Source organism: Acaryochloris marina MBIC11017 (assembly GCF_000018105.1).
In the GTDB taxonomy this organism is placed as follows: Bacteria; Cyanobacteriota; Cyanobacteriia; order Thermosynechococcales; family Thermosynechococcaceae; genus Acaryochloris; species Acaryochloris marina.
In genome coordinates, this window is the sequence record NC_009925.1 from 2,676,386 (window position 1) to 2,695,461 (window position 19,076).

A 19,076-nucleotide genomic window follows, 5' to 3' on the forward strand; every position below is an offset into this window, starting at 1 on the left:
ATGAAACCTAATATTGAAGTTTTTGCTGATCCATCCCAGTTAATTGAACGTGCCTTAGAACTGACCCTCGCTGAAATCAAAGATGCGATCGCACAACGAGGACGCTGCACCATTGCCTTAGCCGGAGGCAACACGCCCAAACCCTTGTATGAGCAACTCGCCCAACAAGATCTCCCGTGGCAAAATATCCACATCTTTTGGGGAGACGAGCGGTATGTGCCGATTTCTGATCCGCAAAGTAACGCCGGAATGGCCACCAAAGCCTGGCTCAACCATGTCGCCATTCCCCCCACCAATATTTATCCTATGCCAACCCAAGCCGCCGATCCAGCGGAGGCGGCTCAAACCTATAACCAGCAGCTGCAGACTTTTTTTGGCACAGGTCCCAAAGAATTTCCCCGCTTTGACATTGTCTTGCTAGGTCTGGGACCTGATGGACATACCGCTAGTCTATTTCCCCATACTGAGGCGTTACAAGTGTGCGATCGCAACGTTACCGTTGGCAATAAAGACGGTCAACCTCGATTAACTTTAACCGTCCCTGTTCTCAACCAAGCTCGATGTATTTTCTTTTTAGCAACCGGCGCAAATAAACAAGACGCATTAACGGAAATTTTTGCGGAGACAGCTGATGCAACCCACTATCCCGCTCGTTTAATCCAACCAATTCACGGCAAACTCTCATGGCTACTGGACACTGCGGCAGGAGAACCTCTACAGAAGTATCTATAGCTGATTCCTGATACGGACCGCCTTGGCCCCAGAAACCCTATCAAATCTGAGGATCAGATTAAGCACCACAAATGGGTACACTCAATGAGGCAAGATCAAAACGTCTGAAGACAGAGTTGCTGAGTGGCTGTAGGGTTTAACAACCCAGGTTGCGGACCATAGTTGCCATGAATATCTCGTGTACTATGTGAAAAGCAGTCTTTTTTGTATCTCAAAAAGCCTCTCTTGTACAGACATTGCTGGGACGTTTTATCGCCTATTGAGCTAACGATTCGATAAGTCTTATCGGCCGCCTAAATTTGACTATGATCGGGGAATTTTTTGACGGGGGAAATAACTACAACCTATGATTATTTGTCCCAATTGTCTCCACCAAAATGCCGATGGCGCAGCGACCTGTGAGGCCTGTCAGACTGCATTACCTTCCACTAGCAGCTGTCCCAACTGTGGTGCATCCATACAGGTAGGCGCACAATTCTGCGGTCAATGTGGTTTTAATCTACAAGACGATCCCAACGACTTAGATGAAATTATCGCTCTCACCACCGAGACAGCAAAACCCGAACCCGCATCTCCAGAGAACCCATTTATTTTTCCCGATCCTCAACCCCCTGATCCGCTCGTCATGCCGGATTTAGTATCGCAGGAACCCTTAGCAGAACCATCATTAGCCGCGGATTTACCTGTCCTGGACAACAATTTGTCTCAGTTTGAAGAAACGCCACCTCCTTCTTCAGCCTATGGGGATAACGAGTCGCCGGGTACGCCCCGAACTCAACTCCAACAGCAAACCATTCAGCTAGTCCATGTTCAGACCAACACAGTGATTGATCTGCCTTGGACACTGGATAAAATTCATATGGGAAAACCTAACGATCGAGTGCCGCCCGACATCGACGTGTCAGGGTTCCCAAATGCTGAAGTTGTTTCTCGCGTTCATGCGGATATTCGGGTTGAAGGGGGTCATTATTTTATTGAAGATGTCGGCAGCTCAAATGGGACCTACATCAACAGTATTCCTTTGTTACCTGGTAATCGGCATCGTCTACGCGTCGGTGATCGAATCGCTTTGGGTAAAGGCAATTTAGTCACTTTTCTATTCCAACTTAACTGATAACGTGATTACTCTAACGCTCTTACATCCTGTCCAATCCACTCCCGTTCAAAGTTGGAGCTTTGAGCAAGATCCCGTCATCCGAATTGGTCGAGCGGTAGACAACCATGTTGTCTTGTATAGCGCCGTTGTCTCCCGCTATCATGTCGAACTGCGACAAACCGGAGCCCAATGGGAAGTCGTGAATATTGGCACCAACGGTACCTATCTAGATGGCAAACGGGTCCATCAAGCTCCTCTAGCTGATGGCAACATCATGCGACTCGCACGATCGGGACCTAATATTCAAATTCACATTGATGGAAGTGGTGCGGTAAGCGAACAGTACAATCACCCTGAAGTCACTGCAGCCCCTAGTTCAGCAAAGATACAATCTCAAGTTTCAGTAGAGGAGTCTGCCGAAGCTGTTGCCGTATCACCCAGCTCGGAGCCACCCGCTCAAAGCGCCGATCAAAAATTTCAAGTGACGGGGCAAACCTCTTTTCCTAAACATCCTCAAGATGAGCAGCGTCGCTTTCAGTATCCCTGCACGAATGACGGATCACAGCCCGCTGGCAGCTGTCAAAACTCACCTGCGAACAAAGGATCGTTAGTTTGCACCGATTGTGGTTTACCGCTCAAAGTCTGGCGGCAAATCGGCCAGTACCATATTCTTAAACCGCTAGGGACCGGGGATAATACGTTTATTGCCTGGCGAGATGGTCACATGGTGGTTCTCAAAACCCTCCAGCAAGAGTGGCTTGACCATGAAGATGCGTTGATCGCCTTCCAAGACCAGGCAGCCCAGCTCTGTCAGATCAGTCACCCAGGAATTCCCAAAATCTACGAAGCCTTTGAAGTAGACGGACACCCCTATCTCGTCAGCGAGATGATTTATGGGCAAAATCTCAAGCAATGGGTGGCAGAGCGAGGCCCCCTCTCTCAGGAACAGACCATTTTATGGATTTCAGATATTTGTGAGGTTTTAGACTATCTACATCAACAGACCCCGGCGATTATTCACCGCAATCTTAAGCCTGCCAATCTTTTACGTCCTACCATTCCCCATGGTTTCAAAGAAGTGGTCTTAGTAAATTTTGGCGAGATGCAGCTGCTCAGCCCCGAAGCTGGCACATTTATTGGCTCTGTGGGCTACACAGCACCCGAGTTACAGGCAGGCAAAGCTGCCCCAGCCTCAGATCTCTATGCCCTGGGGGCAACTTTGGTCTATATTTTGACCGGGCAAGAACCCGACGCCTTTTATCGATTGGGAGATGAAGAATTCCGCCTGCATGTCGAAGATGTGCCTCGCCTGAGTCCAGAAATGGCAGATGTGATTCAACGCCTGACCCATCCGCAACCCCAAAAGCGATATTCCTCGGCGTCCCAAGTCGCTGAAGCGATGAGAGAATTGCTACCCGCATCCATTTGATTTAGAGCCAGCTGTCCCTCTACGATATCAGCAGAAATGTGACATCAGCTTCTAGGGTTGAACTCCAGCGCCTAGGAGTAATGATGGTTGTTTTAAACTCTCCCTGCGGACATTGCTACTCCCCTCCAACAATCCCTGGACCTCTAGATTACGACAGCTCGGCATTCGGCTGGCCCAAGGTTTAGTGGCTTGCACCCTCTTGGTCTATTCAGGGATCTGTATCTTCTTTTTTGTGCGGCAAGAAGCACTACTTTACGATTCTAAGCTAACTCTGGAAACGGTACCCAGCGATCAACCCTTTCAACTACCGTTCCAAACTGTCAAAATCCCCGTGGGGTCAAGCTCTGAGCACCTAAATAGTTGGTGGGTACCTGCCCCTCAATCCTCCGAAGACACCATTGCTCTACCCGAAGAACCTCACGATATCCTGACTGAACCGAAAGTGATTCTGTATTTCAACGGACGGGCAGGCAATAAGGGGTCTCGAAGTCACTTAGAACGCGTCAAAGGTTTCCGTCAGCTGGGCTTTTCTGTCTTGCTCGTTGATTATCGGGGCTATGGGAATAGCTCACCTCGCCAACCTAGTGAGGCCAGCTTGTACGAAGATAGCCAAGCCGCCTGGCGCTATCTGACTCAAACACGGAGGATGGCTGCCCACCAAATTGTGATTTATGGCGAATCCTTAGGTGGAGCCGTCGCCCTCGATTTAGCGGTTAAGCAGCCCAATGCAGCGGGCGTTATTGTCCAAAGTTCTTTTACGACGCTACCCGCAGCAGCGAGGGAGATGGACTGGTTTCGATACCTTCCTGTGGATTGGATTCTGACCCAACGATTTAATTCCCTAGCTAAGGTGCGGTCTTTGAAAACCCCCGTCCTTTTCCTCCATGGCACCGCAGATCAGATTGTGCCGGTATGGATGAGTCATAGGCTTTATCAGGCAGTGCCCTCAGAGACCCCTAAAGAATTAGTGATAGTGCCCGATGCTAGCCATTTCCGTATTTATCGTCCAGGTCAGCATTCTTATCTGAAAGCCATACAGCGCTTGGTAACCAAGATGCAATAACGCTACTTCCCTCTCCATTGATGGGCCTTGAGCTGAGTACTGAACTTCGTGCTGAACTCATCAAGACTGAGAAAGCTGTCTCATAGTGGTCTGCACCTTGGTACTGATTTGTAAAGCTGCTTGAATCACATCTTGATAGTCCTGGGCTTGATCCTGTAACTCTAAACCTTTCAGGGTGATCAAAGCTTGATCCAAATCCAGTAGAGCTTGATTCCGGTGAATCAGTCGTTGATGCTGGCGAATCAGCCGTTCTAGATTTAATGCCGTGACTAAACTGGTGCGACTGGTATGTAAGACGTCCAAAATGAGCGTGTGATCGGCAGTCAGAGCTGAGGGATTCGCCTGAGTCAGACCGGCCAACAGGATGACCGTCTCCACGAGCTGATTATATTGGTCAATATCATCCAGTAACTGCAACAGAGGGCGTAAGGTTTGCGTTCGATGCCAGAGATAGAGATGCCAGCTGGCAAACATCAGCCCCGTTGCTGTTCCTGTAACCTGAAGAAATCGGTGGGGGTGGGCCGTATCCCGTAATGGGATCAGACCAACGGGCACCGACAACATACCGAGCAAGGCCAAAGCAATCATTTCTACCCCCAAGACTCGCAGCCAATGTTGGGGTTGACGCCAAACCGATAGGCGGTAAACGCCTCCCCATAAGCTGCCGACCCAAAAGGAAGTGGTGGTAAAAGCCGTTTGGGCTTCAAGATCATCGGTGGTCAAGCGTAGGGCTTGTAGGTTATCTAAGTTGCGGATACCGGTCATGCGCTTTAGCCCTACATCAGATTTGCGATCGCATCTAGAACCCCTGTCCAAAAATTCCCTTCCCGAGGGCGAAACAGCTCAAAAGCACCCGGTGAACCAAAGAAGGGGCGCAAGGTCCAACCCAACTGACTACCGACAAACCCGTAGAGCCCCAACCAAAACCGGAGTACCGTAGACCGAAGCTGGACGTTGGTATCTGTCTCTGATTGGGCAACGGGACGCATGGCCTGATAGAGGAACGACACCCCAAACATCCCTGTCATCGCAAAAATCACCACGTTGAGTAACAGGTAAAAGGAATAATCCTGTACAGGAGAAATGGTGATCACGAAAAACAACGTAATCGGAGCAAAACCCACGAGCAGCAGGGCAATGACAGCAGCCGCACTCAAGACATAGGTGAAATGCTGAGCAATAGTTTGGCGAGAGCCAAACAGGGCATTAAACACATACAGGGCAGGCAAACAAACCAGTAAGGTAATCAGATAGAGGGTGGGCAATTTGAGGCCCGAAGACAAGGCCTGTAGCGGACTATGAAAGGAGCCGACAATAGCTCCATAGGTGGCGAAACTGCAAAAGCTACAGATCAGTAGGGCAGAAATTTTGACCGATAATCGCTTTCCCTCGTGAATTTCTTGGAGAAAGGTTTGTCGGTCTTTGAGGAGAGCAATAAAAATAGCAACAGCATTCATAGACGAGGGCGGCGAGAAATTAAGCACAGCCTAGCTTTGCCCATCTGGTCCTGTCAGTCGGCTGAAGTCGGGAGTTCTGAAGAAAAAGTCGGGTCAGGTCGGTTCAATCACTCCGGCTTTTATCTCATATGGTCTTCCAGACTCAGAATTACCGTCTCTAAGTACCACTCCTCTGAGCGCCCCGGATATTGAAATTTCGTGCTCCGAACCATCCCTTTCGCTAACTCTTGGTTTCCTCCCAATAAGTCCAATAACCGCTGCCACAAGCGCTCATAGGTCGTTTGTGGTGGTTGAGGTGGCGGAGCCTGAACATTTGTCTGGGTAGGAGGTTTCAGCTGATTGAGTTGGGCGAGAACCTGCTGATAGTTGAACCATTCTTCTTGGGCACAGAACAGGCTAATGGCCCGCTGGTAATCGGCAATGGCTTGGGGATTTTCCTTCATCCCCGCATAGGTAAGGCCGCGCTGAAAAAAGGCATCGGCGTTATTTCCATTCAAACGTAAGGCTTCCGCATAGTCTTCGATTGCTCCTAAATGATGGCCGATGGCTCGGTAGGCATTGCCTCGTGCCACATAGGCATCACTATCTTCAGAAGACAAGAATAAGGCTTGATTACAGTCTGCAATCGCCCCCTGGGGATCCTTGAGGTTTAAGCGAGCTTTGCTCCGCCCACGATAGGTAATCGGATCCTCAAATTTAAGGGTAAGGGCTTGATTAAAATCGGCCATGGCAGCCTGATAATTGCCCTGCTTGCAATAGACTAATCCCCGGCAGCAATAGGCTTTGCCGTCCTGAGGATCGGCCTGCAAGACCCAATTAATATCCGAGAGGGCCTGACTGAGCTGGCCGATTTTGGCCCGATCGAGGATTTGCGTAAAGTAATCTTTTTCTGATAGGGCAGGGGGCGGTGCGTTGGGTGCCTTTGTGATTGGAGCGCGAGCATTGGGCGTTTTGGGTCGGATTTCCTCAATCTTGTCAATGCATTGACGGGCTCCATCTGCATCTTTTTGATCGAGATAGAGTCCTGAAGCTACCTTAAAATCAGCGATTGCTGCTTGGATATCCCCTTGCTTGCGATGGACAATGGCTCGCAATTTATAAGCTGCAGCATAGGTACGATCGCACCCAATCGCCAGTTCAATATCAGCCATCGTTCCTGGGATATTTTTTAAGGAGAGTCGGGCTAAGGCTCGACAGTAATAGGCTTTGGCCGATTTAGAGTCAATTTCTAGGGCCTTACCGTAGTCTTCAATCGCGGCATAGACGTTACCAGAATCATAGTAGGCCAACCCCCGTTGACAATAGGCACCGATGGAAAAGGGATCGGCGTCCAGAACTTGGGTGAAGGTTGCGATCGCATCTGCATATTGCTTTTGCCGCAGCTGCGCTTGGCCTTGTTGAAATAACGGGGCACTCATGGGCACTCTGATGGTGGTGCAGATCTAAAACCAACAGGCTATCCCTGCTGGATAAGATCAATATCCTAACCAATACTCTCATTGCCTGAGAAGGACCTACTGATGCTGGCCGATTCTTACGGGCAGAAATATACCAATACGCTGACAGGGAACGTCCCAATCTACCCTAAGTTCGGTTTTTACTTCCAGAGATCCTTACAACTTTACGTCAAGATACTTTACAATCAGCAATACTGCCCTGGGCATAATTAACAAAGACTTTAGAATTTAAATTACGACGTTTTAAAGCGCCCACCCCTGCTACACGGGCAATCTAACAGTCTTACGTCCACCCCTTGGTGGTTTGTCAACGTTTGTAGCACTATCCCTTAGAGAAGAAAGATGAAAGACCTCACCCGCTATCGCAACATTGGTATCTTTGCCCACGTAGATGCCGGTAAAACTACAACAACCGAAAGAATTTTGAAGTTAACCGGTAAAATCCACAAGATTGGTGAAGTGCACGAAGGTGAGGCCACCACTGACTTTATGGAGCAGGAACAAGAACGGGGCATCACCATTCAGTCTGCTGCCACCTCCTGTGAGTGGAAAGACCATCAACTCAATATTATTGACACGCCAGGGCACGTTGACTTCACGATTGAGGTGTATCGTTCCCTCAAAGTTTTGGACGGCGGCGTTGGCGTTTTCTGTGGGTCTGGTGGTGTTGAACCTCAATCCGAAACCAACTGGCGTTATGCCAACGACTCCAAAGTCGCTCGGATTATCTACGTCAACAAACTAGACCGTATGGGCGCTGACTTCTATCGCGTCGTCGACCAGGTAGATAACATCCTGGCGGCCAAGCCTTTGGTCATGACCCTGCCCATCGGTACCGAAAACGACTTCGTCGGTGTCGTTGATGTATTGACTGAGAAAGCATGGGTTTGGGATGATTCCGGCGATCCCATGAACTACGAGATCAAAGATGTCCCCGACGACATGAAAGATGATCTGGCCACTTACCGGGAACAGCTAATTGAGACCGCTGTTGAGCAAGACGATGACTTGATGGAGCGGTATCTAGAAGGTGAAGAGATCAGTATTGAGAACCTAAAGCGCTGTATTCGCAAGGGAACTCGTGACCTGGCTTTCTTCCCCACCTATTGTGGTTCCTCCTTTAAGAACAAAGGGGTTCAGCTCGTTCTGGATGCTGTAGTTGACTATCTACCGAACCCGAAAGAAGTCAATCCTCAACCTGAAATTGACTTAGAAGGGAATGAGACTGGCAACTTTGCCGTAGTTGATCCCAGCAATCCCATGCGGGCATTGGCCTTTAAGATTATGGATGACCGCTTTGGTGCTCTCACCTTTACCCGAATCTACTCCGGTACGATTTCCAAAGGCGATACGGTCCTCAATACCGCCACGGGCAAAACTGAGCGGATTGGCCGTTTGGTAGAGATGCATGCCGACTCTCGGGAAGAAATCACCTCTGCCCAAGCCGGAGATATCGTGGCCATCGTCGGTTTGAAGAATGTGCAGACGGGACATACCCTCTGCGATCCGAAAGAGCCTGCTACGTTGGAACCGATGGTCTTCCCGGATCCGGTGATCTCGGTTGCGATCGCACCCAAGAAAAAAGGCACCGATGAGAAGCTGGGCATGGCCCTCAGCAAAATGGTTCAGGAAGATCCCTCTTTCCGTGTCGAAACTGACCAAGATAGTGGAGAAACTATCATCAAAGGGATGGGTGAATTGCACCTCGACATTAAAGTCGATATTCTCAAGCGCACCCACGGCATTGAAGTCGAAGTGGGTAAACCCCAAGTGGCTTACCGAGAGTCGATTACAAAGCGTCTCGAAGATAGCTACACCCACAAGAAACAGTCCGGTGGTTCCGGTCAGTACGGCAAGATCGAGTATGTTCTCGAACCCGGCGACCCTGGAACAGGATTCGAATTCGAATCGAAAGTCACTGGTGGTAACGTTCCCCGTGAATTCTGGCCTGCGGTGGAGAAGGGCTTTGGCAATAGCCTAGAGAAAGGTGTGCTGGCGGGCTTCCCCTGCGTTGACATGAAAGTCACTCTGACCGATGGTGCCTACCACCCTGTAGACTCCTCGGCTATTGCCTTTGAAATTGCAGCGAAGGCAGCCTATCGTCAGTCGGTTCCTAAGGCCGGTCCTCAGTTGCTAGAGCCGATCATGAAGGTGGATGCCTTTACTCCTGATGATCATGTAGGTGATGTGATTGGTGACTTGAACCGTCGTCGAGGCATGATCAAGTCCCAGGACTCTAACCCCATGGGTGCCAGAATTAAGGCTGATGTGCCCTTGAGTGAAATGTTTGGCTATATTGGTGACCTGCGCACCATGACCTCAGGTCGAGGCCAGTTCTCGATGGAGTTCTCTCATTACGCTGCGTGTCCTAACAACGTGGCAGAAGAGGTGATTAAGGAAGCCAAAGAACGCCAGGAAGCCAAGGCATAACTCAGCGGTCTTCAATAAACAGCAAGCGAACGGCGCATTCTCCAAAGGGGTGTGCCGTTTGTTAGTTGAGTTAGGAAATACTTTATGCGCTGCCTCTTACCAATGGGGAGATCGATAAGTGAAGAACTTCAGTTGGGTTTAGAGCTAGTTTTGAGAGTAGGATAATAACCTATGTCTGGTGACCTTCAACATTAGACAATGAGCAAAGAAAGCAGCGGTCAGGCTTTGATTGCCGCAATTCAGCAAAGGAATTGCAATCAGGTTTGTATTTTGTTGGATGCTGGATTCTCTCCTGATACCTGGGATGACTTCAATATTCCTGGCTTAGTGATTGCAGCTCAGAAGGGTTACACCGACATTGTGGAGATTTTATTGGCCGCTGGAGCCAATTTCGCTACTCCAGGGATCGCATAACCACAAGATTACAAGGGTGAATTTGGAGGTTTTCGCGCATCAGGACCAATGGCCATTTGGGCTGCTGCGATAGCAGGTCATCGGGATGTTCTCCAAATCTTGAAATCTGCGATGCCAGAAATGTTTGGCCAAGCTTTGGTTGATATTTGTGAAAGAGGCAGTCTTTCAGCACTGCACACTCTGCTTGCTGTTATCGATGTGCATCAGTACTACATTTACGGCCCTTTACAGGCCGCCAGCCAGGAAGGACGACTTGATGTAGTTCAAATCCTTATCCAGTCAGGGATTGACGTGAATCGGCCTAGCATCACTAAAGAAATACCATTAGTCGTGGCAGCTAGCCAGGGTTATGTGGAAGTTGTTAAGACATTAGTAGAAGCTGGTGCTCTAGTAGATTCATGGACCAGTGATGAGGATTCCCCGTTATTCGGTGCTGCCTATTGTGGACATTTGGAGGTTTATAACTATCTTTTTCCTCTCGTCTCAGAAGAAACTCAAAGATATGCAGAATACACCCTACATAAAGCTTTAAAGCGAAAAGCACGAGAACAACACACAGATGTAGAAGCTTTTATCAAAGGTGCCATGTTAGGACAGATGGACGTTATTCAGTGGGGAATTCGGCGTGGAATAGATATCAATGCAATCGGCGCTAACAACCAAACTGCGTTAATGTATGCAGCCTCTTCTAGCTTGCAACCGATGGTTCAGATATTGCTGGAGGCAGGCGCAGATCCCAATATTCAAAGTGATGACGATGGTCCAGATGAAGGCACTACAGCCTTGATGAAGGTAGCAAGTCATTATGCCTGCCATTTTGCAGAGAACGTTCAGGAGATTATTAAGCTGTTGGTAGCAGCAGGAGCAGATCCAAATCTTCAAGACAAAGCAGGCCGTACAGCCTTGATACATAGCGTAACTTGGGGGTATTCAAAGCCTGCTATTGAGGCTCTCAAAACACTCATTTCGGTGGGTGCTGATCTCAATATTCACGATAATGCGGGTAAAACAGATTTGATATATGCACAGGATCGTTGTCAGGAGCAGGCCGGCTTTTCTGTAGTTGTAGAGTTACTTGAACGATCAAGTTTGTCAGAGTAAAGAACAATAAACTACTCAACCGTCCATTCCCCATTGGCAGAAAAGTTAATTTTGAGTGTCTTACTTTGAGACTGTAGCCAGCCTTGACGATGCCAAGTGATCAACAATGAACGCTGTTCAATCGCCACTTCAGATGTACCAATATTGACGGGATTGCTAGCATCACCCATCGTAATGCTGAGATTTGGATCAGCTTTGACCACCTCAATCGCTGCAGAGGAGAGATAAGCATGATTCTTGGGTTTTATACTCTTCCACGCTAAACGCAGCTCTGCTTGGGACTCACCCAAACGAAAGGTCGCTTGGTGCGGCGTTTCTTCAGGCTCCTGCACACTAGATTGATCGGGTTCCTGTTCATACTCAGAGAAGGTGAAGGGTTGTCCCAATGGCCCAATTGGCGTACTCGGAGCGCCACAGCCCACCAGTAAGGTTCCGACCAACACAAGAGAGCCTAACGTCATTCCAGAACAAGAGGTAGAACGTGGGTCCCGAAACAGCCCAGCGCGCATCAACAAACCTCCTAATCTTTGGTGAGTGTTCTGATGGTCAGCACTTGGGGAGGTGTGGAATCTGGCGGATAGAGGAACTCAACATTGACCAGCTTCTGCTGTTTGGGATCGATGGGAAACGTCAGCAGAGCCTTGCCGCGTTGACCCCGTCGCTGCACCAAGTGAAAGAAGCGTCTTTGGGCCTTGCCAAAGGTGTCAGTATAGCTGAGCTTGACCGTTCCCCGAAAAAAGGCTGACCCTGTTGGTCGCTTAAAGAAGCGCAAGCCTTTTTGGGTGAGTTCATCTTCTTTGATGGGGGTTTGCAAAGACAGAGAAATTTTCTGGGGGTCTTTCGTTGTATTTTTTAGGGGCAGATCCAGGCTATATCGCAATCCATAATTGCCATGGGATTTATAGGCCGTATCGCCATAGCGCACCAGCATCGGCGCACTTTGAATCTGCCCGGTGCCTAATGTGCCGCGATCTAAGGAATTGATCACATAGGAAAAGGCCTTGCCGGGCTTCGGGATATCTAGCTTGTCATCCCCCGGTTTATTAGTCACTTTGGCTTTCCATTCCGAGCCTTGAGACACTCCCGCGACCCGGCCATAGAAAAACTTCTCGGCCTTAGAGTCGGGGGGCGTGGGCGGTTGATCTCTCGGCGATACCAAGCTGCCCTTCGTCAGCGTTTGCTTCCAATCATCCAACAAAGGGGCCTGAAACTTCCACTTCGAAGGAGAGCGAGCATATCGGGTCATGCTGGCAGCGTAGAGCTTACCGTTGGTCCAGAGGCGTAGCCAGGTCGTCCGGCTATTGCTAGGGGGCAGCTGCAAATTCACCAACATTTTGCTTTCACCGGGCGGAATCACCAGATTGGTGTCCCAACCGGCTTGCCGTTGCCGACGCAGCACATCACCTGCTGTCCGACTTCCCGGCCCCGAATAGACGTTCCCCCCTGGATCAGCGGTCTGAGATGGAAGATCCACAAAAGGGGCTTGGGACTGACTGAGATAGCTATTGGCCTGCAGTACCAACACCTTGACAGGCTTGCTGGTGGGATTATGCAATAGAACCCCGAGATAAAGAGGGCGCTTGCCTTTTTTGGAGTCAATTCGGGTGACATGATGGGCAAACACATCAAATCGACCGGATAAGGCATAGTTCAAATGAGCGTCAGGAGACTGTTTGCCTGTTTCAGGAAAGGTCGATACAAGAATACCTTCCGATTTAACAATTTCTGGACTATTGCTATTAAAAACAGGGAATTTATCCAGTTCTCCCGGTAAGGCCCTGACTTCCTGGGGAATGACCACTTCGGAGGCGGCGGCAATCGTACTTGCTTGAGCGAGAAGTAGGGCAGGCAGGAAAAATGACATGAATACATCAATACAGTTGAGCGAATAAATTCTACCAGCCCATGATCCCCACCTTGAAGCTTGATGGGCCGCTTTGACAGATGACCTATTCCTAGGGAGTGGTTTGTGCAAGTAGATTCTCAAACGAATGGCGCTCGTGGGGGCTGCCCACTAACAGCAATCGATCACCAACTTCCAGTAGAGTCTGGGCATGGGGATATCGAAAGATACGCTGGCCCCGCCGCACCGCCATAATGGTGGCTCCTGTGCGACTCCGGATCTGGGTTTGGGCAATGGTTTGATTGATAAAGGGAGAGTTAGGCTTTAGGGCATACCAGCGACCTTCGAGTCCTTCCACCGCACTGCCTAATTCGGGGGGCATACGATCCCCCAACTGTTTCGGCACAATTTCCCGGTAGTGGCCAGCCCGATAGGTATTGGCGATGGTTTGCACCTGTTGAATCGGGTCCCCCAAGTTGAGTAGGACATGGGCTCCCATTTCCAGAGATGCTTCAAATTCTGGCTGGACTACCTCTTTAGCTCCCAGTTGGTAGAGCACATCAATCTCTTGGATGGCATGGGCACGGACCGTGACATCTAAACCAGGAACCATACTTAACGCCCGCTTCAAGGTCAATCGAGTTGCCAAGGGATCCGGAAGGGCGATGGCGAGAACACGGGCTCGATCGAGTTTAGATTTACGCAATACCAACTCACTCGACGCATCCCCAAACAAATAGGGGAGTTTTTGATCTCGTAAAGTCTGGAGGGTGGCTTCGTTATTTTCAATCACCAGGACGGGATGGCGTTGCGATCGCAACATCCGTACCAAGGTTTGTCCAACCCGACCATAGCCCGCCACAACACAATGCCCCGTTAACACCTCGGGAATGACCACTTCTCGGGGCCGTTGAGCATAGATAAACCAGCGACCAATCCCCGGAAGGCGCTGGAGATAACTGGGAAGACGCGTCGACAATTTAAACACAAAGGGAGTAATCAGCAGGGTAATAGCCGTCGTCCCGACCATCAAGCCATAGAGCCGAGGGGAGAACAGCTTTAGCTCCACAGCGACCCCCGCCAGCACAAAAGAAAATTCTCCAATTTGATTAATGCCCAAACCCACCTTTAGGGCTGTGCTGAAACCATAGCCAAAGATCACCACTAAAGTCGTAACAATCAGGGCCTTACCGATCATCACAATCGCCACCAAACTGAGCAGAGTCCCCAAATTTTGAACTAGAAATAAGGGGTCAATCAACATGCCAATCGAGGCAAAGAACAAGGTGGCAAAGACATCTCGCATGGGCAAAATACTTTGCAAGGCATGGTCTGCATATTCCACCTGGGAAATCATTAATCCGGCGACAAACGCCCCCATCTCAATCCCTAAGCCCATGGACGCTGTGGCCAACGCCACGCCCATACACAGAGCAACCACACTCAGCACAAACAGCTCTTGCGATCCGGTCTGAGCCACCTTCTTCATCAAAGTCGGGACAATTTTCAGTCCTGCAACAATGGCGATGAGAAAAAACAAGGCGGTTTTGAGCACCGCGAACAGCAGAGCTTGACCGATGGTGGCAGCCGGTTGAGTCAAGATGGGCAGTACCGCTAGCATCAATCCCAAGCTCAAATCCTGAATAATCAGAATGCCCAGCATGACTTGGCCATGAACCGTCTGCATCTCATTGCGCTCAATCAAACTTTTGAGCACCACAGCAGTTGAGGAGAGGGAGAGCACTGCTCCCAAAAAAATCGCTTGGGGTAACGTCTCGACCCACCGGGTGAAGTAGGCCAAGCCACCGCCCAACAGGGTGGTGAGCAGAACTTGCAAGGTACCTCCGCCCAAGGCAATTTTGCGGACTTTTAAGAGATTGCTGAAAGAGAACTCAACCCCCAGGGCAAAGAGCAGCAGGACGACGCCCATCTCCGCAAAAAAGTTAATGGCTCCTTCGGCTTTAACAATCTCTAAGCCAGACGGCCCCACGGCCAAACCTGCGAGTAAATAGCCCAATAAGGCAGGCTGTCCCAGACGGGTCGTGAGATAACCACCCACAGCAGCAGTCCCTAAAACCGCTACCATATCGACAATAAGAGAAAGTTCTGCAGCCATACCTTACTCTAGGAGCAATTTCTGAAGACAGGCTACTCTAACATCAATCCAGCAGTCTTCATCTGTAAGATGCAAGCAGCATCGTTAATATACAATCCTGCACAAGCAATCGAGCTGTCTTTGTCTTCATCGGAGGTCCATGAAAATCTTAGTTGGCAATGATGATGGTATTTTTGCCCCCGGTGTCAGGGCCTTAGCCAATACCCTCGCCCCAGACCATGAGGTCACCGTTGTTTGCCCAGATCGAGAACGCTCAGCCACCGGACATGGGCTCACCATCCATCAGCCGATTCGTGCCGAACAAGTACAGTCCATGTTTGTAGATCAGGTCACTGCCTGGGCCTGTTCTGGTACGCCTGCAGACTGTATCAAGTTAGCCCTAGGCGCACTCCTAGACAGTCCACCAGATTTCGTCTTGTCGGGGATTAATCAAGGCCCCAATTTAGGCACAGACGTCCTGTACTCAGGGACGGTCTCAGCAGCCATGGAAGGAGTCATTGAAGGAATTACGAGTATTGCCTTTAGTTATAGCAGCTTTACAGACCAACAGTTTCAGCCAGCGGCTAATTTTGGCCAGCAGTTATTAGAACATCTGATTCAGCATCCTTTATCGGAGCCTATGTTGTTAAATGTGAATGTCCCTGCTGTACCTGCCGATCAGATTCAAGGGGTTGCCCTCACTCGTCAGGGGATCCGTCGTTACCATGACCTATTCGAAAAACGAATCGATCCAAGAGGAAAAACGTATTATTGGCTGGCGGGAGAAGTGATGGAAGATTTAGAAGACGATAGGATGGCCGATCCATTTGTCCTCACAGATGTTCAGGCGATTCGTCAACGATGCATTGCGATCACGCCTTTGCAATATAATCTGACTGCGAACAATAGTCTAAATCCTTTATTGGCCTGGCTTACACCCCTCCAGAAACGCCAATCCGTGATTTGATCACACGAATTGTTCTTATTTGGGCTAAAATTCACAGAAACCCGCAGAAGTTTCATTGCTTCGATATGATTGGACTAACGGCCGATTCGGTCCAGGCCATCCACAAGCCATTTATGCAAGAAAAGCTTACGGTTCGCTTTTGGGGCGTCAGGGGCAGTATTGCTTGTCCAGGGCTACACACCGTTCGTTACGGTGGTAATACCCCCTGTGTGGAAGTACAAGCCGGACATCAGAAATTCATCTTTGATGGTGGGACGGGCCTCAGAGTCCTGGGACAAGAGATGCTCAAACATCTACCGGTCGAAGCTCATATTTTCTTTTCCCATACCCACTGGGATCATATTCAAGGATTTCCTTTTTTCTCCCCTGCATTTATGCCGGGTAACCGTTTCCATATCTACGGCACCAGAGGATCCGATGGTAAGACCATCGAGAAACGCTTAACGGATCAGATGCTGCACCCCAACTTCCCTGTGCCTCTACAGATTATGGGGGGAAGTCTAGATTTTTATGATTTGGAAGCTGGCCAAATCGTCGAAGTTGAAGATATTACGATTCGCAATGCCATCCTCAATCATCCGGGTGGATCTATCGGCTATCGGTTGGAATGGCAGGGATTGACGGTCAGCTATATCACCGATACTGAGCATTTTCCAGATGCCCTAGATCCCAATGTGTTGGCCTTGGCCGATCAAGCCCATGTATTGATCTACGATGCCACCTATACCGATGCTGAATATCATGAAGCGGGCAATAGTAAGGTGGGCTGGGGACATTCCACCTGGCAAGAAGCGATTAAAATTGCGAAAGCGGCGAAGGTCGATCAGCTCGTTCTGTTCCATCATGATCCCCTCCACAATGATGTTTTCTTAGATGATATCGGGCGCAAAGCGGGTCATCAATTTACGAACTCAATCATTGCCCAAGAAGGCTTAAGCATTACCCTAACCCCGAATGGCCAATCTTCTTTGCAGTATGCCGAACTCGGTCGTGCCATTTCTTCCGTGCCTGATCGTGCATGATTAAGCTGACGGGCCTAAACTGTGTCAGAATTTGAGTTGTGTGGGTTACTTCATCATTAGAGACGGTTCGAACACCAACAGTGATTGCCCTTGGCAACTTTGATGGCATCCATCAAGGGCATTGTCAGGTCATTCAGTCTCTGCTGTCTAACCGCTCAGATACAGCCCAGGTGACGGTGGTTGCCTTTAACCCTCACCCCCAAGCTTTTTTCTCGGGTGAGCATCAGCCGCTACTGACACCCCTGTCTGAAAAAGCCACGTTACTAGAAAATTTAGGGGTCGATCAGCTGGTGCTGATCCCCTTTGACCAAGCATTAGCCAATCTCAGTCCCCAGGACTTTGTCAAAGATATTTTGGTGGCCCAGCTGCAGGCGCAGTTTATTAGCGTGGGCTTTAATTTCTGTTTTGGCTATCAGCGGGCCGGAACAGCAGAAGACTTGGTTGCGATCGCAGGTCAGTATCAAATCCCCGTCTCCATCACCGCACCTCAAACAAACGGTTCAGAACCCATTAGCAGCTCTGCCATTCGTGAAGCGTTACTGGAAGGGAACCTGGAGAAAGCCCAGCAAATGTTGGGACGAGCCTATGACCTCACGGGAACCGTGGTTAAAGGGCAGCAGTTAGGCCGTACCCTAGGCTTTCCGACCGCAAATTTGCAGGTGCCTACGGATAAATTTTGCCCTCGGACGGGCGTTTATAGCGTTAGCGTTACCAGCAACCTTTGGTCTCAACCCCAACCTGGCGTTATGAACTGGGGCTGCCGCCCCACGGTCGACGGTCAGCAACCCAGCTTAGAAGTTCATCTACTCGATTGGTCTGGGGATCTGTATGGGCATACTGTGACTGTGCATTTGCAGCAATTTCTGCGATCGGAACAAAAATTTGCCTCTTTAGCGGATCTCAAAGCCCAAATCCAGGCCGATTGCGAGATCGCTCGGGCATCCCTCGCAGCGGTTGTATAACCCATCTCCTTAGGTAACTATGGTGAATACTCTGACCAGTATCCGGCCTCCAGTGCAGCGCCTGCAAGATAATCTCGGGACTGTCATCGTCGGCAAACATGAGGCCATTCAGTTAGTCTTGGTTGCCTTACTGTCAGGCGGCCATGCCCTCCTGGAAGATGTGCCTGGCGTCGGTAAAACCCTGCTAGCGAAATCCTTGGCCCGCTCCATTGATGGTCAATTTCACCGCATTCAATGCACTCCCGATTTACTTCCCAGTGATTTAACGGGGACCAATATTTGGAACCCCCAAGAAGGCAAGTTTGAGTTTTTAGCCGGTCCTATTTTTGCCAATGTCTTGCTCACAGATGAAATTAACCGAGCCACGCCCCGAACTCAGTCTGCCCTACTAGAGGTGATGGAAGAAGCCCAAGTCACCATTGATGGGGTTTCTCATCCCGTCCTCGATCCATTTTTTGTGATTGCCACCCAAAACCCCGTTGAATATCAGGGCACATTTCCCTTACCGGAAGCCCAGCTGGATCGGTTTGCCTTATCTTTGAGTCTGGGGTATCCCTCAGAAGCAGAAGAATTACAAATGTTAGAACGTCTGCAGTCAGGCAAATCGTTTCAGACCTTACAACCCTGCATTACCTTGGCGGAGGTCAAGCAGCTTCAGCAAGACTGTCAGGCAATTCATGTGGAAGCTTCAGTCCAGCGCTATATTTTGGCGTTGGTTCGCGCGACACGGGAGCACGATGATATTACGTTGGGCATCAGCCCTAGGGGAACGGTGACCCTCCAACGCACCAGCCAGGCCTTAGCACTGCTGAACGGGAGAGATTACGTTTTACCCGATGATGTCAAATTTTTAGCGCCCTACGTCCTTCGCCATCGCTTGATTCCTGCGGCTGGGCATTCTGCCCAAGGAATTGTGGAGCAGTTACTGGGTGCGATCGCAATTCCCTAACGGTTTTCTGCCCTAGCACCAACCGATCAGCCCCAACCTTGGAACCGCCTCGAATAACC

The 19,076-nt window shown here is 49.8% G+C and carries 17 protein-coding genes; 11 read left to right on the top strand and 6 right to left on the bottom strand.

Features of this window, described 5'->3' with window-relative positions:
* The 4 genes from pgl to AM1_RS11935 all read left to right on the top strand — a co-directional run bounded on the left by pgl (nucleotide 1) and on the right by AM1_RS11935 (nucleotide 4,320).
* Nucleotides 1-732: a 6-phosphogluconolactonase gene (pgl, locus tag AM1_RS11920; protein WP_012163095.1), complete on the top strand. Its 732-nt coding sequence runs from the start codon at nucleotides 1-3 to the stop codon at nucleotides 730-732.
* A gap of 346 nt (nucleotides 733-1,078) precedes the next feature.
* Nucleotides 1,079-1,846 carry an FHA domain-containing protein gene (locus AM1_RS11925; protein WP_012163096.1) on the top strand — a complete coding sequence of 256 codons (768 nt, stop codon included), beginning with the start codon at nucleotides 1,079-1,081 and terminating at the stop codon, nucleotides 1,844-1,846.
* A gap of 4 nt (nucleotides 1,847-1,850) precedes the next feature.
* Nucleotides 1,851-3,257 carry a protein kinase domain-containing protein gene (locus AM1_RS11930; protein WP_012163097.1) on the top strand — a complete coding sequence of 469 codons (1,407 nt, stop codon included), beginning with the start codon at nucleotides 1,851-1,853 and terminating at the stop codon, nucleotides 3,255-3,257.
* A 112-nt stretch (nucleotides 3,258-3,369) separates the two neighbouring features.
* Nucleotides 3,370-4,320 (top strand): alpha/beta hydrolase, encoded by a 951-nt coding sequence (locus AM1_RS11935; RefSeq protein WP_012163098.1) that lies wholly within the window; start codon nucleotides 3,370-3,372, stop codon nucleotides 4,318-4,320.
* Between the two features lie 60 nt (nucleotides 4,321-4,380).
* On the opposite strand, the gene AM1_RS11940 is transcribed toward AM1_RS11935, so the two are convergent.
* From AM1_RS11940 to AM1_RS11950, 3 genes are all read right to left on the bottom strand, one after another.
* Complete coding sequence (locus tag AM1_RS11940) at nucleotides 4,381-5,085, bottom strand: hypothetical protein (protein WP_012163099.1); 705 nt, start codon at nucleotides 5,083-5,085, stop codon at nucleotides 4,381-4,383.
* An 11-nt stretch (nucleotides 5,086-5,096) separates the two neighbouring features.
* A complete protein-coding gene (locus tag AM1_RS11945; protein WP_012163100.1) occupies nucleotides 5,097-5,777 on the bottom strand; it encodes a hypothetical protein in 681 nt (226 codons plus the stop codon).
* 119 nt (nucleotides 5,778-5,896) lie between these two features.
* Nucleotides 5,897-7,195, bottom strand: a complete 1,299-nt coding sequence (locus AM1_RS11950) for a tetratricopeptide repeat protein (protein WP_012163101.1) — start codon at nucleotides 7,193-7,195, stop codon at nucleotides 5,897-5,899.
* Between the two features lie 381 nt (nucleotides 7,196-7,576).
* Here AM1_RS11950 and fusA point away from each other — a divergent pair, with 381 nt between their 5' ends.
* From fusA to AM1_RS11965, 3 genes are all read left to right on the top strand, one after another.
* On the top strand, nucleotides 7,577-9,664 hold the full coding sequence (gene fusA / locus AM1_RS11955) for an elongation factor G (RefSeq protein WP_012163102.1): 2,088 nt from the start codon (nucleotides 7,577-7,579) through the stop codon (nucleotides 9,662-9,664).
* 198 nt (nucleotides 9,665-9,862) lie between these two features.
* Nucleotides 9,863-10,078 carry an ankyrin repeat domain-containing protein gene (locus AM1_RS11960; protein ID WP_041659713.1) on the top strand — a complete coding sequence of 72 codons (216 nt, stop codon included), beginning with the start codon at nucleotides 9,863-9,865 and terminating at the stop codon, nucleotides 10,076-10,078.
* 48 nt (nucleotides 10,079-10,126) lie between these two features.
* Nucleotides 10,127-11,179, top strand: coding sequence for an ankyrin repeat domain-containing protein (locus AM1_RS11965; RefSeq protein ID WP_012163104.1), 1,053 nt, complete (start codon nucleotides 10,127-10,129; stop codon nucleotides 11,177-11,179).
* An 11-nt stretch (nucleotides 11,180-11,190) separates the two neighbouring features.
* On the opposite strand, the gene AM1_RS11970 is transcribed toward AM1_RS11965, so the two are convergent.
* The 3 genes from AM1_RS11970 to AM1_RS11980 all read right to left on the bottom strand — a co-directional run bounded on the left by AM1_RS11970 (nucleotide 11,191) and on the right by AM1_RS11980 (nucleotide 15,138).
* Nucleotides 11,191-11,688, bottom strand: coding sequence for a hypothetical protein (locus tag AM1_RS11970; protein WP_012163105.1), 498 nt, complete (start codon nucleotides 11,686-11,688; stop codon nucleotides 11,191-11,193).
* Between the two features lie 11 nt (nucleotides 11,689-11,699).
* On the bottom strand, nucleotides 11,700-13,043 hold the full coding sequence (locus AM1_RS11975) for a DUF3370 domain-containing protein (protein ID WP_012163106.1): 1,344 nt from the start codon (nucleotides 13,041-13,043) through the stop codon (nucleotides 11,700-11,702).
* 91 nt (nucleotides 13,044-13,134) lie between these two features.
* Nucleotides 13,135-15,138 (bottom strand): cation:proton antiporter domain-containing protein, encoded by a 2,004-nt coding sequence (locus AM1_RS11980; protein WP_012163107.1) that lies wholly within the window; start codon nucleotides 15,136-15,138, stop codon nucleotides 13,135-13,137.
* A 139-nt stretch (nucleotides 15,139-15,277) separates the two neighbouring features.
* Between AM1_RS11980 and surE the strand changes: the two genes are divergently transcribed.
* The 4 genes from surE (at nucleotide 15,278) to AM1_RS12000 (ending at nucleotide 19,017) form a co-directional block, all read left to right on the top strand.
* Nucleotides 15,278-16,084: a 5'/3'-nucleotidase SurE gene (gene surE / locus AM1_RS11985; RefSeq protein ID WP_012163108.1), complete on the top strand. Its 807-nt coding sequence runs from the start codon at nucleotides 15,278-15,280 to the stop codon at nucleotides 16,082-16,084.
* Nucleotides 16,085-16,149: 65 nt separating this feature from the next.
* Nucleotides 16,150-17,106, top strand: a complete 957-nt coding sequence (locus tag AM1_RS11990) for an MBL fold metallo-hydrolase (protein ID WP_148215730.1) — start codon at nucleotides 16,150-16,152, stop codon at nucleotides 17,104-17,106.
* A 38-nt stretch (nucleotides 17,107-17,144) separates the two neighbouring features.
* Nucleotides 17,145-18,068, top strand: a complete 924-nt coding sequence (locus AM1_RS11995) for a bifunctional riboflavin kinase/FAD synthetase (protein ID WP_012163110.1) — start codon at nucleotides 17,145-17,147, stop codon at nucleotides 18,066-18,068.
* A gap of 19 nt (nucleotides 18,069-18,087) precedes the next feature.
* Nucleotides 18,088-19,017 (top strand): AAA family ATPase, encoded by a 930-nt coding sequence (locus AM1_RS12000; RefSeq protein ID WP_012163111.1) that lies wholly within the window; start codon nucleotides 18,088-18,090, stop codon nucleotides 19,015-19,017.
* The last annotated feature ends 59 nt before the right edge of the window (nucleotides 19,018-19,076 follow it).

What these genes read in the sequence shown, in the direction of transcription:
- surE (WP_012163108.1), top strand. Translation starts at nt 15,278, where the DNA reads ATGAAAATCTTAGTTGGCAATGATGATGGTATTTTTGCCCCCGGTGTC.
- AM1_RS11980 (WP_012163107.1), bottom strand. Translation starts at nt 15,138, where the DNA reads ATGGCTGCAGAACTTTCTCTTATTGTCGATATGGTAGCGGTTTTAGGG.
- fusA (WP_012163102.1), top strand. Translation starts at nt 7,577, where the DNA reads ATGAAAGACCTCACCCGCTATCGCAACATTGGTATCTTTGCCCACGTA.
- AM1_RS11975 (WP_012163106.1), bottom strand. Translation starts at nt 13,043, where the DNA reads ATGTCATTTTTCCTGCCTGCCCTACTTCTCGCTCAAGCAAGTACGATT.
- AM1_RS11990 (WP_148215730.1), top strand. Translation starts at nt 16,150, where the DNA reads ATGATTGGACTAACGGCCGATTCGGTCCAGGCCATCCACAAGCCATTT.
- pgl (WP_012163095.1), top strand. Translation starts at nt 1, where the DNA reads ATGAAACCTAATATTGAAGTTTTTGCTGATCCATCCCAGTTAATTGAA.
- AM1_RS11945 (WP_012163100.1), bottom strand. Translation starts at nt 5,777, where the DNA reads ATGAATGCTGTTGCTATTTTTATTGCTCTCCTCAAAGACCGACAAACC.
- AM1_RS11970 (WP_012163105.1), bottom strand. Translation starts at nt 11,688, where the DNA reads ATGCGCGCTGGGCTGTTTCGGGACCCACGTTCTACCTCTTGTTCTGGA.
- AM1_RS11965 (WP_012163104.1), top strand. Translation starts at nt 10,127, where the DNA reads ATGGCCATTTGGGCTGCTGCGATAGCAGGTCATCGGGATGTTCTCCAA.
- AM1_RS11925 (WP_012163096.1), top strand. Translation starts at nt 1,079, where the DNA reads ATGATTATTTGTCCCAATTGTCTCCACCAAAATGCCGATGGCGCAGCG.
- AM1_RS11960 (WP_041659713.1), top strand. Translation starts at nt 9,863, where the DNA reads ATGAGCAAAGAAAGCAGCGGTCAGGCTTTGATTGCCGCAATTCAGCAA.
- AM1_RS11950 (WP_012163101.1), bottom strand. Translation starts at nt 7,195, where the DNA reads ATGAGTGCCCCGTTATTTCAACAAGGCCAAGCGCAGCTGCGGCAAAAG.
- AM1_RS12000 (WP_012163111.1), top strand. Translation starts at nt 18,088, where the DNA reads ATGGTGAATACTCTGACCAGTATCCGGCCTCCAGTGCAGCGCCTGCAA.
- AM1_RS11940 (WP_012163099.1), bottom strand. Translation starts at nt 5,085, where the DNA reads ATGACCGGTATCCGCAACTTAGATAACCTACAAGCCCTACGCTTGACC.